Annotated in this window: 12 protein-coding genes and 1 pseudogene; 10 read left to right on the plus strand and 3 right to left on the minus strand. The window is 72.0% G+C overall.

All coding sequences use genetic code 11. The features are described 5' to 3' along the window. Positions 1–232 precede the first annotated feature (232 nt). From ACSRUE_RS36785 to ACSRUE_RS36805, 5 genes and pseudogenes are all read left to right on the plus strand, one after another. The gene (locus ACSRUE_RS36785; RefSeq protein WP_441287650.1) at positions 233–1,084 is read left to right on the plus strand and encodes a Cof-type HAD-IIB family hydrolase; all 852 of its coding nucleotides are present in this window, start codon (positions 233–235) and stop codon (positions 1,082–1,084) included. Positions 1,085–1,198: 114 nt separating this feature from the next. After that, positions 1,199–1,342, plus strand: a pseudogene (locus ACSRUE_RS36790) (mercuric reductase); the annotation flags it as partial. Between the two features lie 673 nt (positions 1,343–2,015). Then, positions 2,016–2,540: a hypothetical protein gene (locus tag ACSRUE_RS36795; RefSeq protein WP_437745763.1), complete on the plus strand. Its 525-nt coding sequence runs from the start codon at positions 2,016–2,018 to the stop codon at positions 2,538–2,540. Further along, positions 2,521–2,898, plus strand: a complete 378-nt coding sequence (locus tag ACSRUE_RS36800) for a hypothetical protein (protein ID WP_437768802.1) — start codon at positions 2,521–2,523, stop codon at positions 2,896–2,898. The genes ACSRUE_RS36795 and ACSRUE_RS36800 overlap by 20 nt, the downstream gene beginning before the upstream one ends. Before the next feature lie 17 nt (positions 2,899–2,915). Then, positions 2,916–5,384, plus strand: a complete 2,469-nt coding sequence (locus ACSRUE_RS36805) for a SpoIIE family protein phosphatase (protein ID WP_441287651.1) — start codon at positions 2,916–2,918, stop codon at positions 5,382–5,384. 22 nt (positions 5,385–5,406) lie between these two features. Here ACSRUE_RS36805 and ACSRUE_RS36810 read toward each other — a convergent pair whose 3' ends face one another. Then, entirely contained in the window at positions 5,407–7,575 is a 2,169-nt protein-coding gene (locus ACSRUE_RS36810; protein WP_441287652.1) for a serine/threonine protein kinase, read from the minus strand. A 194-nt stretch (positions 7,576–7,769) separates the two neighbouring features. Here ACSRUE_RS36810 and ACSRUE_RS36815 point away from each other — a divergent pair, with 194 nt between their 5' ends. The 3 genes from ACSRUE_RS36815 (at position 7,770) to ACSRUE_RS36825 (ending at position 10,479) form a co-directional block, all read left to right on the plus strand. Continuing rightward, the gene (locus ACSRUE_RS36815; RefSeq protein ID WP_441287653.1) at positions 7,770–8,687 is read left to right on the plus strand and encodes an SIMPL domain-containing protein; all 918 of its coding nucleotides are present in this window, start codon (positions 7,770–7,772) and stop codon (positions 8,685–8,687) included. Positions 8,688–8,838: 151 nt separating this feature from the next. Continuing rightward, positions 8,839–9,525, plus strand: a complete 687-nt coding sequence (locus ACSRUE_RS36820; RefSeq protein ID WP_441287654.1) for a hypothetical protein — start codon at positions 8,839–8,841, stop codon at positions 9,523–9,525. A gap of 72 nt (positions 9,526–9,597) precedes the next feature. Further along, positions 9,598–10,479, plus strand: a complete 882-nt coding sequence (locus ACSRUE_RS36825; RefSeq protein ID WP_441287655.1) for a tRNA1(Val) (adenine(37)-N6)-methyltransferase — start codon at positions 9,598–9,600, stop codon at positions 10,477–10,479. A gap of 119 nt (positions 10,480–10,598) precedes the next feature. Here ACSRUE_RS36825 and ACSRUE_RS36830 read toward each other — a convergent pair whose 3' ends face one another. After that, complete coding sequence (locus tag ACSRUE_RS36830) at positions 10,599–11,321, minus strand: hypothetical protein (protein ID WP_437768808.1); 723 nt, start codon at positions 11,319–11,321, stop codon at positions 10,599–10,601. A 163-nt stretch (positions 11,322–11,484) separates the two neighbouring features. Between ACSRUE_RS36830 and ACSRUE_RS36835 the strand changes: the two genes are divergently transcribed. Then, on the plus strand, positions 11,485–11,928 hold the full coding sequence (locus tag ACSRUE_RS36835; RefSeq protein ID WP_437768809.1) for a nucleotide triphosphate diphosphatase NUDT15: 444 nt from the start codon (positions 11,485–11,487) through the stop codon (positions 11,926–11,928). Between the two features lie 81 nt (positions 11,929–12,009). Here the strand turns inward: ACSRUE_RS36835 and ACSRUE_RS36840 are convergent, their stop codons facing one another. After that, positions 12,010–12,249, minus strand: a complete 240-nt coding sequence (locus ACSRUE_RS36840) for a hypothetical protein (protein WP_437768810.1) — start codon at positions 12,247–12,249, stop codon at positions 12,010–12,012. Between the two features lie 448 nt (positions 12,250–12,697). Between ACSRUE_RS36840 and ACSRUE_RS36845 the strand changes: the two genes are divergently transcribed. Next, positions 12,698–14,191: a protein kinase domain-containing protein gene (locus tag ACSRUE_RS36845; protein WP_441287656.1), complete on the plus strand. Its 1,494-nt coding sequence runs from the start codon at positions 12,698–12,700 to the stop codon at positions 14,189–14,191. Positions 14,192–14,265 lie beyond the last annotated feature (74 nt).

A 14,265-nucleotide genomic window follows, 5' to 3' on the forward strand; every position in this document is an offset into this window, starting at 1 on the left:
CCGTCCCGGAGCCGCGCTCGGTCGCCGCCTCCTCCCGAGGAGCCCGCGCGAGCTCGACGATACCGAGGGCGCCCTGGTCATGGAACGGCCGCTGCTAGCCGCTGCTACCCGCGGGGCATGAGCGTCGCGCCATCGAGCGTCGGACGACGGGGCCTCCGGGCGGGCTCTGGGGCCCCCTCGCGGTCGAGGGCGCGCCCGGGCCGCGTCGGCCCGCCACGGGAGTCGAGAGACAATGGACTCGTCACCTGCAATCAAGCTGCTCCTCACCGACGTCGACGGCACCCTCGTCACCTCCGACAAGCGCCTCACCGATCGCGCCCGCGCGTCGGTCGAGCGGTTGCGCTTGGCCGGTGTCGTGTTCGCCATCATCAGCGGTCGCCCGCCGCGCGGGATGGCGATGCTGAACGGACCGCTCGCGCTGACGACGCCCATCATCGCGTTCAACGGCGGCATGTTCGTGACGCCCGATCTCGCCACGGTGCTCGAGCAACGCTGCCTGCCGGCCACCGTCGCCGAGGAGGTCGCGACGGCGCTCGCGAACGCCGGCCTGGACGTCTGGGTCTACCGTGGCAGCGATTGGTTCATCCGCCGCCGCGACGCGCCGCACGTCACGCACGAGGAGCAGACCGTGCAGTTCGCGCCCATCGTCATCGACGATCTCGGCGGCGTCCTCGCGAACGCCGTCAAGATCGTCGGCGTCAGCGACGACCTCGCCCTCGTGGCGCGCTGCGAGGGCGAGCTGCGTCAACGCCTCGGAGCCCAGGTGTCCGCGGCGCGATCGCAGCCTTACTACCTCGACGTGACGCACCCCGACGCGAACAAGGCGGCGGCGCTGCGATGGCTGTCGCGCGCGCTCGACGTCCCGCTCTCGCAGGTCGCCTGCATCGGTGACATGCCGAACGACGTGCTCATGTTCGGCCTGGCGGGGCTGAGCATCGCGATGGGGAACGCCAGCCCCGACGTGCAACGCTGCGCGCGCCACGTCACCACGTCGAACGACGACGAGGGGTTCGCGAGCGCCGTCGACCGGTTCGTCCTCGGCGCGCGCGCCGACTCGTCACCGCGGCCTGGCCAGCTCCAATGACCCCGAAAGCCAGGAGGACCTCATGTCTCCCGAACAGTTCGACATCCTCATTCTCGGCAGCGGCGCCGGCGGAAAACACGTGGCCTGGGACATGGCCCCGGCCGGGGGCCGAACGGCCGTCGGGTCGCCGTGGTGCAGACGGCGATGCTGGCCGGCATGCCCTACACAGGACTGCGAGATGCCGTCCTGACGCACCCGACGATGGCGGAAGGCCTCGGCCCGCTGTTCGCAAAGGTGCCGGCCAGGTCCACGCGCTAGAGCGACAAACGGGTTGAAACCCCAGAAGAGAACAGGAATTTGAACCGCCAAGCGCGCCAAGACGGTGGTTTGTTCTTGGCGTCCTTGGCGCGCTTGGCGGTTTATCTCTCGCTCGATACAACGTGATCGGTATTTTAGAATACCGATTACGTTGAAACCCGGAGAATTTTCACAGGGAGGCGGGGAGGCGGGAAGGAAGAAAAAAAATGGATCTCTCGCTCTTGCCGTCTCTCGCTCCCCGCCTCCCCCTCCTTGCAGGGTCGCCCGGCGGGCTCCTTCCCTCAGGTGAAGGCGTATGTGCGCGAGGCGCGCGGTGGCCGCACCGGATCCATGGACACACCTGGACACCGATGGACGCCACGTTCGTCATCAACGAGCATGTTCAACGAGCATGTTCAACGAGCATGCCACTCCGCCGAGAATAGCGCAACGCGTTATACCCTGAAGCAAAGGGCGCCGCCGCGCGAACTGCGAAGCACATCACATTCCGAGGTGAGAACCGCATCACATCGGAATCTCAATGGCGGAGGCGGAGGCGGAGGCGGAGCTCGCTCCGGGCGCCCTCTCTGTTCCGCGCTCGCCCTCGCGCTCTCACGAGAATCACGAGAAAAGCCGCGCCGCCCGCGGAACTAGTGGTTGGATCCTGCGCGAGGGCGGCGTAATATAACAGATTGTGTCATCCCCCGAACCGACGCAGAGCGCCTCGCTATTCCTCTGCATCACCTTCTTTCCGAGCGAGCGCCTGGCGACGGCGGTGCTGCGGCTGGTGTCCAGCTTCTGCGGCGCGGTGCTGGACGACGCGAATGTGAGCTCGCGGTTCTACATGGCCGCGCACGAGCTCGCCGAGAACATCACCAAATACTCCACCGGCCCTCGCGTCAGCCTCGAGCTCGCGCTGGAGGAGGACGAGACGTCGCACATCATGAAGATCCGCGCGCGCAACGAGGCGTCGCCGGAGCGGCTGCGAGAGGTCGAGAAGCGGCTGCTCGACCTGAAGACCGCGAGCGACCCGCTGAAGCACTACGACGACCTCATCACGGAGACAGCGATGGTCGAGGGCGTCTCCGGCCTGGGCCTCGCGCGCGTCCGCGCCGAGGGAGGGCTCGACGTCGACTACAAGATCGAGGGCAACGAGCTCACGATCATCGCGCACGCGCCGCTCGAGCGGTGGAGGATGAATGGACAGCCTAAGGGTTGATCGCATCACCACGGACAGCTTCGGCATCGAGCCGGCGCTGCTCGGCGATCACCTGAGTATCAAGCTCACCGGGACGGGCGACATGGCGGCGGCCGCGCCGCTCGGCGCCTATTGCAAGGAGGTCCTGCACGAGGTCCGGCGCCTCTCGCTCGCAGCCGTCGAGTTCGACATCCGCGCCCTGTACTTCCTGAACTCGAGCTGCCTGAAGGCGTTCATCGCCTTCATCTCCGGCGTCACCGACCAGGGCCCCAAGTGCAAGATCCGGTTCGTCACCGACGCGAGGCTCGGGTGGCAGCGGCGGAGCCTGGCGGCCCTGGAGCGCATGTCCCCCGGCCTCGTCTCCATCCACGACAAGTGAACGAGGAGCGATAGATCATGGCGGCGAAGCGCCACACGATCGCCCTCCTGACCGACTACCTCTGCGGCGAGTACCAGTCCGAGGCGCGCTTCGGGGTCGAGCGCGCGGCCGAGGCGCACGACGTCAACCTCATCGTGGCCTTCGGCGAGACGCGCGCCCGCCAGGGCTACACGCTGGACGCCCGGGGCGGGATCTATTCGCTCATCGGCGCGACGACGGTCGATGGGGCGGTGATCATGTCGTCGGCGCTCACGAACCACGTCGGCCCCAACGGAGCGCACGAGTTCTGCCGATCGCTCGCGCCCTTGCCCGTGTGCAGCGTGGGGCTCGCGCTGGACGGCGTCCCGAGCGTCATCGTCGACAACGCGGTCGGGGGGGAGGCGGCGGTCGCGCACGTGCTCGACGACCACGCGTGCAAGCGCGTCGCCTACATCAGCGGGCCGGCCAACAACGAGGAGGCGAAGCTGCGCGCCGTGGCGTACCGGAGGGCCCTCGAGGCGCGCGCGCTCCCCTGCGACGAGCGCCTCTTCGTGTACGGCGATTTTCTGATCGACGGCGGCCGCCGCGCGATGCGCGAGCTCCTCGGGCGCAGGGTCGAGTTCGATGCCGTCGTCGCCGGCAACGACAACATGGCCCTCGGCGCGATGGACACGCTGAAGGCGCACGGCATCGACGTCCCTGGCGACGTCCTCGTGTGCGGGTTCGACGACGTCGCCGTCTCGCGCGTCACCAGGCCGTCGCTGACGACCGTCCGCCATCCGATCAAGGAGCTCGGGGCGCTCGCCGTCGAGACGGTCGTGCGCCAGCTCCGCGGCGAGCGCGTGCCGGAGTGCAGCCTCCTCCCCGTCGAGCTCACGCGGCGCGAGTCGTGCGGCTGCGGCTACTACGCTGCCCTCCCGCGCGCGACCGGGGCGCCTCCGCGCCGCGAGCCGCCCTCCCTCGCCGCGCAGCAGGAGCCGCTGGAGCGCGCGCTCGCGCGGTGCGTGACCGTCCCGGCGGCGTCGCGCGAGGCCTGGCCCCGAGCGCTGCTGTCGGCGCTCGAGGAGGAGCTGGCGGGGCGGGAGGACCGCTTCGTGACGGCGCTCCAGGACGTCCTCGACGCGGCGGCGCGCGAGGGCGTCGCCCTCGACCAGTTCCAGGGCGCGATCACGCTGCTCCGCGCGAAGATCGGCCGGGCGCCCGGCGGCGCCTCCGAGGACCGCCTCGAGCGGCTCTGGCACACGTGCCGCATCCTCATCAGCCACGCCTCCGCCCGCGCCGAGGGCGAGAAGCGGCTGTACCTGGAGCGCGCGTCGGTCAACCTCAGCTGGACCGGCATGTTCTTCTCGACCTGCCTGGGCATGCCCACGCTCCGGCGCACGCTCGCGGCGGAGCTGCCGAAGCTGGATCTCACGCACGTCGCCATATCGCTCTTCGACGACCCCCAGCGCGCCACCCTGCAGTCGCTCTTCCTGATGGAGAACAGCCGCGAGGTGGAGCCGCCGCCCGCGAGCTTCGCGTCCTCGTGTCTCGCGCCGCCCGGATTCCTGAGCTCGTCGGAGCGCTGGAGCGTCGTCGCGATGCCGCTCACGTTCGGCGAGACGGAGCACTACGGCATCGCGCTCGTCAACAGCGGCGCGAACGAGATGGTCTACGACGCGGCGCGCCTCCAGATCGGCTCTGCGATGAAGGCGGTGTCGATGCACCGGGAGATCGTCCGGCACGTGGAGGTACGCGAGCGGCTGGAGCAGGAGAGGGTCCACCAGGAGACCCTCGTCGCGAAGCACATCCAGACCTCGCTCGTCCCGTCGCACCTGCATGTGGAGGGGCTCGAGCTCTCCGCGATGATGCGGCCGGCCGCGGAGGTCGGCGGCGACTACTACGACGTGCTCCCCACGCGGGACGGCGGGTGGCTCGGGATCGGCGACGTCGCGGGGCACGGGCTCGTGGCGGGCCTCGTCATGTTGATGATCCAGAGCATGGTCGCGGCCATGACGCGCAGGGATCCGGGCGCCCGCCCGGGCGAGGTCGTCTCGGCGCTCAACCGGGCGATCTACGACAACATCCGCGACCGGCTGAAGCGCGACGAGCACGCGACCCTGCTGCTGCTGCGCTACGAGCGCGGCGGGCGGGTGACGTTCGCTGGCGCGCACGACGACATCATCGTGTGCCGCGCGAGGACGCGGAGGAGCGAGTGCGTCCCGAGCTCCGGCGTGTGGGTCGGCGTCCTGCCGTCCATCGACGCGATGACCAAAGACGCCGAGCTCCTCCTCGAGGACGGCGACCTGCTCGTGCTCTACAGCGACGGGGTGACGGAGGCGCGCAACGCGCACCGGGAGCAGTTCGGGCTCTCGCGGCTCTGCGCCACCGTCGAGGCCGCCCAGGACGCGCCGGTCGACGACATCCGCGACCGGATCCTGCGGGAGGTCGACGGCTGGTGCCCGAGCCCGGACGACGACATCACGATCGTCGTGGGCAGGTACCGCGCGCCGGCGGCCGCCCTGTAGCCGCGGCGGCTCGCCGGGCTCGTCAGCCGGTGACGCGGCCCTCGATGATCCCGCCGTCCGCGGTGATGGCGACGACCACCTCGCCGTCGACGAACAGCGACACCACCGGGCCGACCCAGGCGTCGTTCTCCCAGACGCACTCCCACACCCCGGCCATGGGCGGGATGCCGCCGCGCCGCACCCAGACGCGCCCCGCGCTGCCCGCCCAGGCGCGCCCCTCCGCGTCGATCGTCGCGGCCGACAGGGCGCGCCGCGGCTCGATGATCTCCGTGAAGACGCTCTGCCCGTACCGCCAGACGACGCTGCCCTCCGCGCCGACGGCGATGCCCACGCCGAGATCGGGCCGCCCGGCGCACGCGACGAACGCCCGCGCCGGCGGCGCCGGGATGCGCTCCAGGTGCCAGTCGAGCGGCGCGTAGAGCGCGACAAGCCCCTCGCCCTGGGTCGACCGGCCGACGACCAGCCACCGCTCGTCCTCGACGCGCGCGACCGCGGCGAGCAGCGCGACGCCGTCGGCCGGCATCGGCCGCAGCCAGCGCTTGGCGATGAACGCGTGGAGGAGCGGCCGCGGATCGTTCGGCGTCGTCGAGACGAGGATGCCCATGTCCTCGAGGTCGCCGCTCAGCGCGACGTGGCTCTGCGGCTCTCCCGGCAGCTGGAAGACGCCCGTCACGCCGCCCGTCGTGTACACCGCGAGCGTCGAGGCGTCGCCGCCGATGAGCCACCGGCCGGGCCCGATCCGGTGCACGAAGCGCACGCCCTGCGGGCTCGGCAGGCCGCCGGACGACGCCTCGCTCCAGCTCGTCCCGTTCCAAAAGAGCAGCCCCCCCGTGCCCGCCGCGAGGCACCGGCCGTAGCCGTCCCAGGCCACGCTCCGGATGACCGAATCGAGGCTCGGGTGGTGGAGCACGCTCCACGTCCAGCGCTCGACGACCGCCGACAGGCGCGGCGCGGGCTCCCGCGAGGCGCGCGGGGGCGCGCTGATGATCTCGGCCTCGATCGGGCGGTCCTGGCTCGGGCGCTCGGCGGCCTTGGCGCTTCGCGGCGACAGCAGCGTCTGGCCGAGCTCCCCCTTGAGCTGCACCGGCGCCTTCAGGTGCGTGGACGGGACGGTCATCGGACCGACCTCCTCCGCGGCGCGCACGCGCGGTTCCCCCGCGCTCGCCACGATCCGCTGCTCCAGCGCGGAGATCGGCGAGGCGGGGCGGAGGTACGGCGAGAGCATCGCGGCCACGGCCACCGCCTCCTGGAGGCGCTCCTGCGCCTCGCCGGTGGAGGCCCAGCGGAGCGCGAAGTCGATCGACTTGCACGCCTGCTCGTTGCCGCGCAGCGCGGGGTGGAGCCACCGCGTCTCGACGATGCTCCGGCGCGTGCGCGCCATGGCGGCCATGAGCGCCTGCGCCTGCGACTCCGCGACGATGTACTCCTCGCCCGTCAGCAGGAAGAAGATGACGGACGCGAGGTTGAAGATGTCGGTCCACGGGCCGATCGTGCTCGGATCGGCGGACAGCATCTCCGGCGGCACGACCCCGGCGTTGCCGACGACGCCGGCCATGATCGTCTCGCGGATGCCGCGCGGCCGCGCCATGCCGAAGTCGCTGATCTTGAACAGCTCGTCGTCGCCGGAGCCGCAGCAGAGGATGCTCTCCGGCGTGAGCTGCCGGTGGACGACGCCGACGTCGTGCACGGCCGACAGCCCGCTCGTGATGCACTCGATGGCGCGCGTCGCGCGCGCCGGATCGAACGCGTGGCCCGTGGCCTGGACGGTCCCCTGCACCCGCTGCCGGAGCGTCACGCCCTGCACGCCGCCGTGCACGTACTCGATGGTGATCCAGGGGAGGTTGAGCGCCTTCGTGCCGCGGCGGACCTCGAACGTGCCGGTGTCGATGAGCCGGACAACGAAGGGGGTCGGAGGGACCTGCTCGTTGAGGCGGCCGAGGGACACCGCCTCTTTCTTCACGATGACGGCCGCTGACGGACCCAGCTGCCTGAAGAGCGACGGCCGGAGGATCTTGACGACCACGGGCGTCTCGCCTTCGGGCGCGGTGCGGACCGCGTAGAACGAGACGAACATCGCCCCGGACCCGGCGCGCGACACGATCCGGTAGCCGATGCTTGACGAGAGGTCGCTGGCGATCGTGGCACCCTGCAGACCTCCGAGGGCCTCTTCATCGCTGGGTATTGTGAGCACGTGAACGACCATAGCGCACCCGGCGCGGCGTGGAACAACTTGCCGCGGGGGAGCAACGCGGCCGCCTCGGGCGCCGCCGGAGCGGCTCGGCAAGCGGCCCGTCGGTCTGCTCGCGGCGGCGAGCGCGCGGGCGCGCGGGCGCTGAAGCGCGCGCCCCCCTGTAAGCCGGCCAGGGCGGCGCGCGTTGCACGGGCATGAAGAACCAGCGCTCCCTGTCCCGGGCGTGCCTCGCCGGGCTCATGCTTTCGGTCACACCGCTGCTCGCCGCGTGCGCGGCGCAGGCGACGCCGCCCGTGGCCGCCGCTCCGGAGATCAACACCATCACGGTCGTCGGCCGCGGCGACGTCAGCGCGAGGCCTGACGTCGCCCGGGCGCAGATGGGCATCGAGGTGATGGCGCCGACGGTGCACGAGGCGACGAGGCTCGCCGCGGCGCGCATGACCGAGATCCTCGCCGCGCTCAAGAACGCCGGCCTGGCCGAGAAGGATATCCAGACCAGCAACTACTCCATCCAGCTCGTGCGGCAGCCCGACGTGCCGCCCTGGATGGCCACGGGCCACGCGCAGCCCGCCCCGGCGGTCGCGCCGGCGGCCCCGGCCACGGCGCCCGCGGCGCCCGCGGGGCGCGGACCGAAGGCGCCTCAGCCGCCCGCGCCGAAGCCGCCGCCCGCCGACCTGGCGCCGGCAGCGCCGCCTCCGCCGACGCACGTCTATCAGGTGAGCAACACGGTGATGGTCGTCATCCGCAACCTCGATCAGGTCGGCGCGGTGCTCGACGCCGCCGTGGCCGCCGGCGCGAACAACGTCTGGGGCGTCTCGTTCGGCCTCGACGACACCGACCCGCTCGAGGCGCGCGCGCGGGAGAAGGCGATCGCGGACGCGCGGGCTCGCGCCGGGGCGCTCGCCAGGCTCCAGGGCGTCTCGCTCGGCCCCGTCGTCTCGATCAGCGAGGTCGTCGAGCAAGGCCCGATCTACGCCCCCCGCGCCGCGCTCGCCTCCGGCGGGTACTCCGCGGACATGGGGACGCCCGTGTCGGCCGGCGAGGTCTCGTTCGGCACGCAGGTGAAGGTCGTCTACGCGCTGGAGAGCGCGCCGGCGAGCCCGCGCAAGTGACGCCGCGGCGCGGAGGGAGGGGCCGCGGGCGCGCCTGCCCGCGCGGCGGCGGTCGGATTCCAGCTAGATCCACCGCGCGTCGCCCCAGTGGGTAAAGTCCCAGCACCCCAGCACGGACCCCACCCCCCAATCGGCCCCTGCACAGCGCACCATGATCGCTCCGTCTCGCCCTTCCCTTCGCCGTGCCCCTGTCCTCGCGGCGCGCCCGCGCCGCTCCGCCGCGCTCGCTCGCTCGTTCGCGGCGGCGGCGCTCGCCGCCTCGACCACGGGCTGCCTCGTGATCGAGCCGCCGACGTACGAGCACCCCGAGCAGACAGCGCCGGTGCTCACCGCGGTCTTCCCTCCCCAGCACATACCCGTGTACATCGTCGAGCAGCAGGACAGCTTCAAGAATTTCGGCGCGACGGTGCTGTCCGAGGACAACGGCACCCCTCTGCAGGGCGTCCTGTACATCGATTATGGGCGGCGCAGCAGTGAAGATGCCCCGTTCCCGCTCCCGTTCCGGAGGGTCACGTTCCCACGAGTGTTCCCAGCCGGGACCATGGCTGGCGGACAGCGCCCCTTCGAGCTCACGTGGGATCTCACGACGCCAATCCCGGCAGAGGGGGTGACGCCGGAGAAGGAGTGCCACACGATCACCATGATTGCATCGCACGCCTTCAACAAGTGCAGTTGCGCGGCCGACCCGGACGACGTGAGTTCGCTCACCTGGCAGATCATCCACTGCAATCCGAACGAGCCGACCTGCCCCAAGTCATGCCCTCCGCTGGATTGCGAGACGACCCCGTGCCTCTTCTGCGATGATCCCTCGCTCGAGGATGGCTGCAAGAACCACTGACGCCGCGGGGCCGCGCGCTCGGGGGGGATTGGGCGCGCCCCCGACGCCGCGGGGGCGTGGTACAGGGGGTCGATGAGCGCTCCCCCTGATGTCCAGCCCGCTCTCGCGCCGCGCGGCGGGGTCGTGCGCCCTGCGCGCCGGCCGCCCGGGTGGGTCGCCCCCGGGCCGCGGCCGGCGACGCCGGATCGCCCGGAGGTCTGGCCCGGCCCAGGCGAGGACCTCTGCTATCTCTCGGGCGATTTCCGGATCCTGCAGCGGCTCGACGGGCACCGCTGGTCGGCCGACGACCTCGTGACCGCCTGGTTCGCGGCCGAGCGGGTCGCGCACGCGCCCCCGCGACGCACGGTCGACCTCGGCTGCGGCATCGGCACGGTGCTCCTGTTCACCGCGTGGCGCTTCCCGGACGCGCGCTGCGCGGGTGTGGAGGCGCAGGAGGTGAGCGCCTCGATGGCGCGGCGCTCGGTCGCGTGGAACGGCGTCGACGCGCGCGGCGAGGTCCGGTGGGGGGACCTGCGCGATCCGGCGGTGCTCGACGGGCTCGCGCCCGCGGAGCTCGTGACGGGGACGCCGCCGTACCTGCCGGTCGGCACCGGCATCGAGTCCGCTCGGCTCCAGTGCGGGCCGTGCCGCTTCGAGCACCGCGGCGGCGTGGAGGAGTACTGCCTCGCGGCCGCGCGGCTGCTCGCTCCCGGCGCGCCGTTCGTGGCCTGCGCGGCGGCGCGGCAGCGGCCTCGCGTCGAGGCGGCGGCGGCGGCGGCCGGGCTCGCGCTCGAGGCGTGGCGCGACGTCATGCCCAAGGAGGACAAGGCGGCCTTGTTCTCGGTCTATGCCCTGCGCCGCGCCGAGGCCGTGGCGTCGTGCCATGACGAGCCGCCGCTCGTGTTGCGGGGCCGGAACGGGCGCTTCACCGAGGAGTTCGACGCGCTCCGCCGGACGATGGGAATGCCGGTATAACCAGGGATCCTGCGCGGGTGTGTCGGCGGGGGGCTCACCGCCTCATCGCGGAGCGCACGAATCTGCGCCCCGCGACAGGGCAGCCTCCTTGCCGGCGGATCCGCCTCGTTCGCCGCCCGTCAGCTCGGCTGTGACACGAGCGGAAGGGTCATGGTCTGCGCGCGGAGCAGCGGCCGTCCGTCGCGCGACAGGAGCGCATCCTTCGCTTGCTGGCCCTGTGCCGTGCGCGGTCGCGCCGGGCGCGCCGGCTTGTCGCCGGGCTCGGGCGCAGGCGCTGGCGCTGGCTCAGCGGACACCATCTCGACCGGGGCCTCCCATGCGTGTCGGGTCCCGCCGGCCTCGTTGGCCTGGAAGAACACGGCACGGAGCGCCCTCCCCTCGACGTCCGTCTCCACGGCCATCATCCAGAACCACGGGCCATCCGGCTCGGTTTCCTGCCCCATGAACGAGAAGGCCATCTGGCGCGACTCCGAGCGGCGACCGTGCTCGCTGCGCGCGGCCTCGAGGTGCCGCTGCGAGGGTTTGTCGGCCGGACCGCGGTACACGCGCACGGCGACGCCCTCAATGTGCGGCATGAAGTACAGCCCGTCTCGATGGACGGACAGCCAGGGATGTCTTCCGCTCTCCGCCAGCTTGCAGAGGGAATGACCGAACCGCTCGTGCGCCTTGCAGCCGATGCCCCAGCTGGTGTCGCCCTCCTCGCGGTTCGCCTCGCTGAACGCCTTGTTGCGGACATCGACCGCTGTCTGCGCCAGAAGGACGAGCCGGCTCTGCTGGAGGACGGGGTTCAGCTCCCAGGGCAAGGACGCATCCATCGTGTCCGGCACGGTACGCGTGTTCACTGAAAAGTCAATCGGTACCGGCGCTTGCACGTGCGCGAGGTGGCTCCGTGCGCGGCGCGGCTGGCGCAGCAGGCGCGGCGGGTCGACCCGACGCCTCCCGAGCGGCGCCGCTGCGCGCCGTGCTAGAGCGCGCTCCACGCACGACGGCGTCGCGTGCGGGGAGGTGTCCTTGGGAGAGGCGATCGTCGGAGGGAACGCCGCGGAGCGACCGCTGGTGGGCGTGGGCGTCATGATGGTGCGCGACGGGCGCGTGCTGCTTGCGCGGCGCCGCGGGAGCCACGGCGACGGCAGCTACTCGTGGTGCGGCGGCCACCTCGAGCTCGGCGAGTCGTTCGAGGACTGCGCTGCACGCGAGGTGCGCGAGGAGAGCGGCCTTGTCGTCAGGAAGCTCTCCTTCCTGTGCCTCAGCAACATCGTCGCTTACGGCAAGCACTATGTGGACATCCAGCTCCTCGCGGAGGAGTTCGACGGCGAGCCCGAGGAGCGCGAGCCCCACAAGATCGCCGGCTGGGGCTGGTACCCGCTCGACGCGCTGCCCACCCCGCTGTTCCGCCCGGTGGAGCTGGCCATCGCGAGCTACCGCAGCGGCCGCCGCTACAATCCCTGATCCCGGCCTCCTGCGCGCGCAGGACGGCGCCGCACCGCGCGCGGCCCTTTCGCTACGTTGCTACGTCGCTGGTCCGCTGCGTCAGCGCAGCCACACGAGCGCGATCACCGCGCCGCACAGGACCGCCAGCGCCAGGACCACCGCGCCGATCCGCGCGCCCCACCAGCGCTTCTCGGCTCCGCCCTCCACCATCGCCGCGCTCATCCAGACCCCGGCAACCTCTTGCTCCATGGCCTCCATCGCCTCCGCCTGGGCCTCGATCTGAGCGAGCTCCTTCCGCACGTCCTCGCCCCGCGCTATCTGGAGATTACAAGGATCCATTGACTCTCCAGTAGACCCTCGAGCGAAGCGCCGCCAACGGATCCGCACCAGGTGCACCAGCGCTCAACTCACCGCAGGGTCAGGCTTCGCTCGCTCAGCTGGACAGCGACGCATCGCTCGCCCGCGCGCCTCCAATCAGGGCATCCTTGCCCTGGCCGGTCACCCTGTCTCAGTCCGCCAATGCCGGTATGAACATGGCCCGGCACCCGAGCCGGGATTCTCCGGCGCCACGCCGGCGCTGGAGGCGCCCTACGGCCCGGCCGGCCGGCGAGCGCGGCGCAAAGCCACGCTCGCCGCGCAGCGTGGCATCCTGCCACAGCTGCGACATCCCGCCTGACCGTGACGCGCCCGCGGCGCGCCGTCAGACCGCCGCGTGCGCCGCGCTTCGCAGCGGAGCGCGTGTCGCTCTCCGTTGATAGGCATGCGCAGGGCACGTATCATGCGCACCATGGCAGACGCGGCGGACGGCTCGCCCGGCTTCAGCTCTGGAAGCGCGAACGGCGGCGATCCCCCCGCGCCGCTCGCGCCCGACACCGCGGACACGCTGCAGGGCGTCGACACCGTGGTGCGCGACCGTCCCCCCGCGCGGGCGGAGCGGCCGGCCGAGCGGAACGGCGGCGGCTCCACGCTGAGCGACGAGGACCTCTGGCAGGCCGCGGCGCGCTCGAGCCTGCACGAGGGAGGCAGCCCGGTTCAGGTGCCGCCCGAGGGCACGTTGCTCGGAGGGGTTTACCGCGTCGTCGGTCGCCTCGGCGAGGGGGCCATGGGCGTCATCCTCCTGGCGCGCGACGAGCAGCTCCAGCGGAACGTCGCCGTCAAGCTGCTCCGGCCGGAGCAGCTCGACAACGCGCAGATGCAGGCCCGCCTGCTGGCGGAGGCGCGGGCGATGGCGCGCGTCCACCACCCGAACGTCGTCGAGATCCATGCGTTCGGCGAGTACGAAAACGCGCCGTATTTCGTCATGCAGTACGTGCCCGGGGTCACGCTCGACACGCATGTCCACAGCAAGGGGGGCCGGCTCGGCCTCGACGAGGCGCTGAGCGTCCTCGACCAGGCCTGCCTCGGCGTCGCGGCGATCCACGCCTCGGGCATCGCCCACCGCGACGTCAAGCCGAGCAACATCCTCGTCGGCCAGGCCCTCCGCGTCGTGGTGGCCGATCTCGGGCTCGCGAAGCGGATCCCCCGCGGCGATCGGGTCGAGCTCGCCTTCTCCGGCACCCCGGCGTACCTGGCGCCGGAGGTGGCGCTGGGCCGGCAGCTCGATCCCGCGCTGCTGCCGCGCATCGACGTCTACGCCCTCGGGGTGGTCGCGTACTACCTGCTCGCCGGCCGCCTGCCGTTCCAGAGCACGAGCACGGTGGATCTGGTCATGCAGCACGCATATCAGCCCCCGATCCCGCCGAGCGAGATCTGCCCTGATCTGCCGCCGTCGTTCGACGCGCCGGTGCTCGCGGCGCTGGCCAAGGAGCCCGACCAGCGCACGGCGAGCGCGGAGGCGCTGCGCGAGGCGCTGCTCGACGCGCGCGGCGCGCTGCCGGCGTACGCGCGCACGACGCGCGTCCTGGTCGCCGACGACAGCCCGTCGTTCCGCAGCTTCCTCGCCAGCGTCCTCGCGGAGGCGCTGCCCGGCGCGGCCATCGAGACCACGCCCGACGGCGCCGCGGCGCTTTCGGCCATCGAGGCGAACCGCCCCTCGCTCGGCGTGTTCGACCTCGACATGCCCGGGCTGGACGGCATCGCGCTCACGGCGGCGGTGCGCAAGCTCCCACAAGGGGATTTCCCGATCATCGTGGCGACCGGGACCGGGGGCGCGGCCGACTGGCAGTGCCTGTCGCGCCTCGGCGCGTCGGCGTTCCTCGTCAAGCCGTTCGACGCGGGGCAGCTCATCACCCTGGCGCGCGCGCTCGTGGGCGTCGCCGAAGAGCAGAAGCGCCGGCCATGAGGGGCGGGGCGAAGACCCGGGCCTCCGCCACGGCGGGGGCAGCGCGGGCGGCGTGGCGCGAAGCTTGCCGGCGG

The organism is Sorangium sp. KYC3313, from assembly GCF_052075895.1.
Classification (GTDB): Bacteria; Myxococcota_A; Polyangia; order Polyangiales; family Polyangiaceae; genus Sorangium; species Sorangium cellulosum_B.

Coding starts and splice junctions, on each gene's coding strand:
- ACSRUE_RS36785 (WP_441287650.1), top strand. CDS start 233: ATGGACTCGTCACCTGCAATCAAGCTGCTCCTCACCGACGTCGACGGC.
- ACSRUE_RS36800 (WP_437768802.1), top strand. CDS start 2,521: ATGGACAGCCTAAGGGTTGATCGCATCACCACGGACAGCTTCGGCATC.
- ACSRUE_RS36805 (WP_441287651.1), top strand. CDS start 2,916: ATGGCGGCGAAGCGCCACACGATCGCCCTCCTGACCGACTACCTCTGC.
- ACSRUE_RS36815 (WP_441287653.1), top strand. CDS start 7,770: ATGAAGAACCAGCGCTCCCTGTCCCGGGCGTGCCTCGCCGGGCTCATG.
- ACSRUE_RS36820 (WP_441287654.1), top strand. CDS start 8,839: ATGATCGCTCCGTCTCGCCCTTCCCTTCGCCGTGCCCCTGTCCTCGCG.
- ACSRUE_RS36825 (WP_441287655.1), top strand. CDS start 9,598: ATGAGCGCTCCCCCTGATGTCCAGCCCGCTCTCGCGCCGCGCGGCGGG.
- ACSRUE_RS36840 (WP_437768810.1), bottom strand. CDS start 12,249: ATGGATCCTTGTAATCTCCAGATAGCGCGGGGCGAGGACGTGCGGAAG.
- ACSRUE_RS36845 (WP_441287656.1), top strand. CDS start 12,698: ATGGCAGACGCGGCGGACGGCTCGCCCGGCTTCAGCTCTGGAAGCGCG.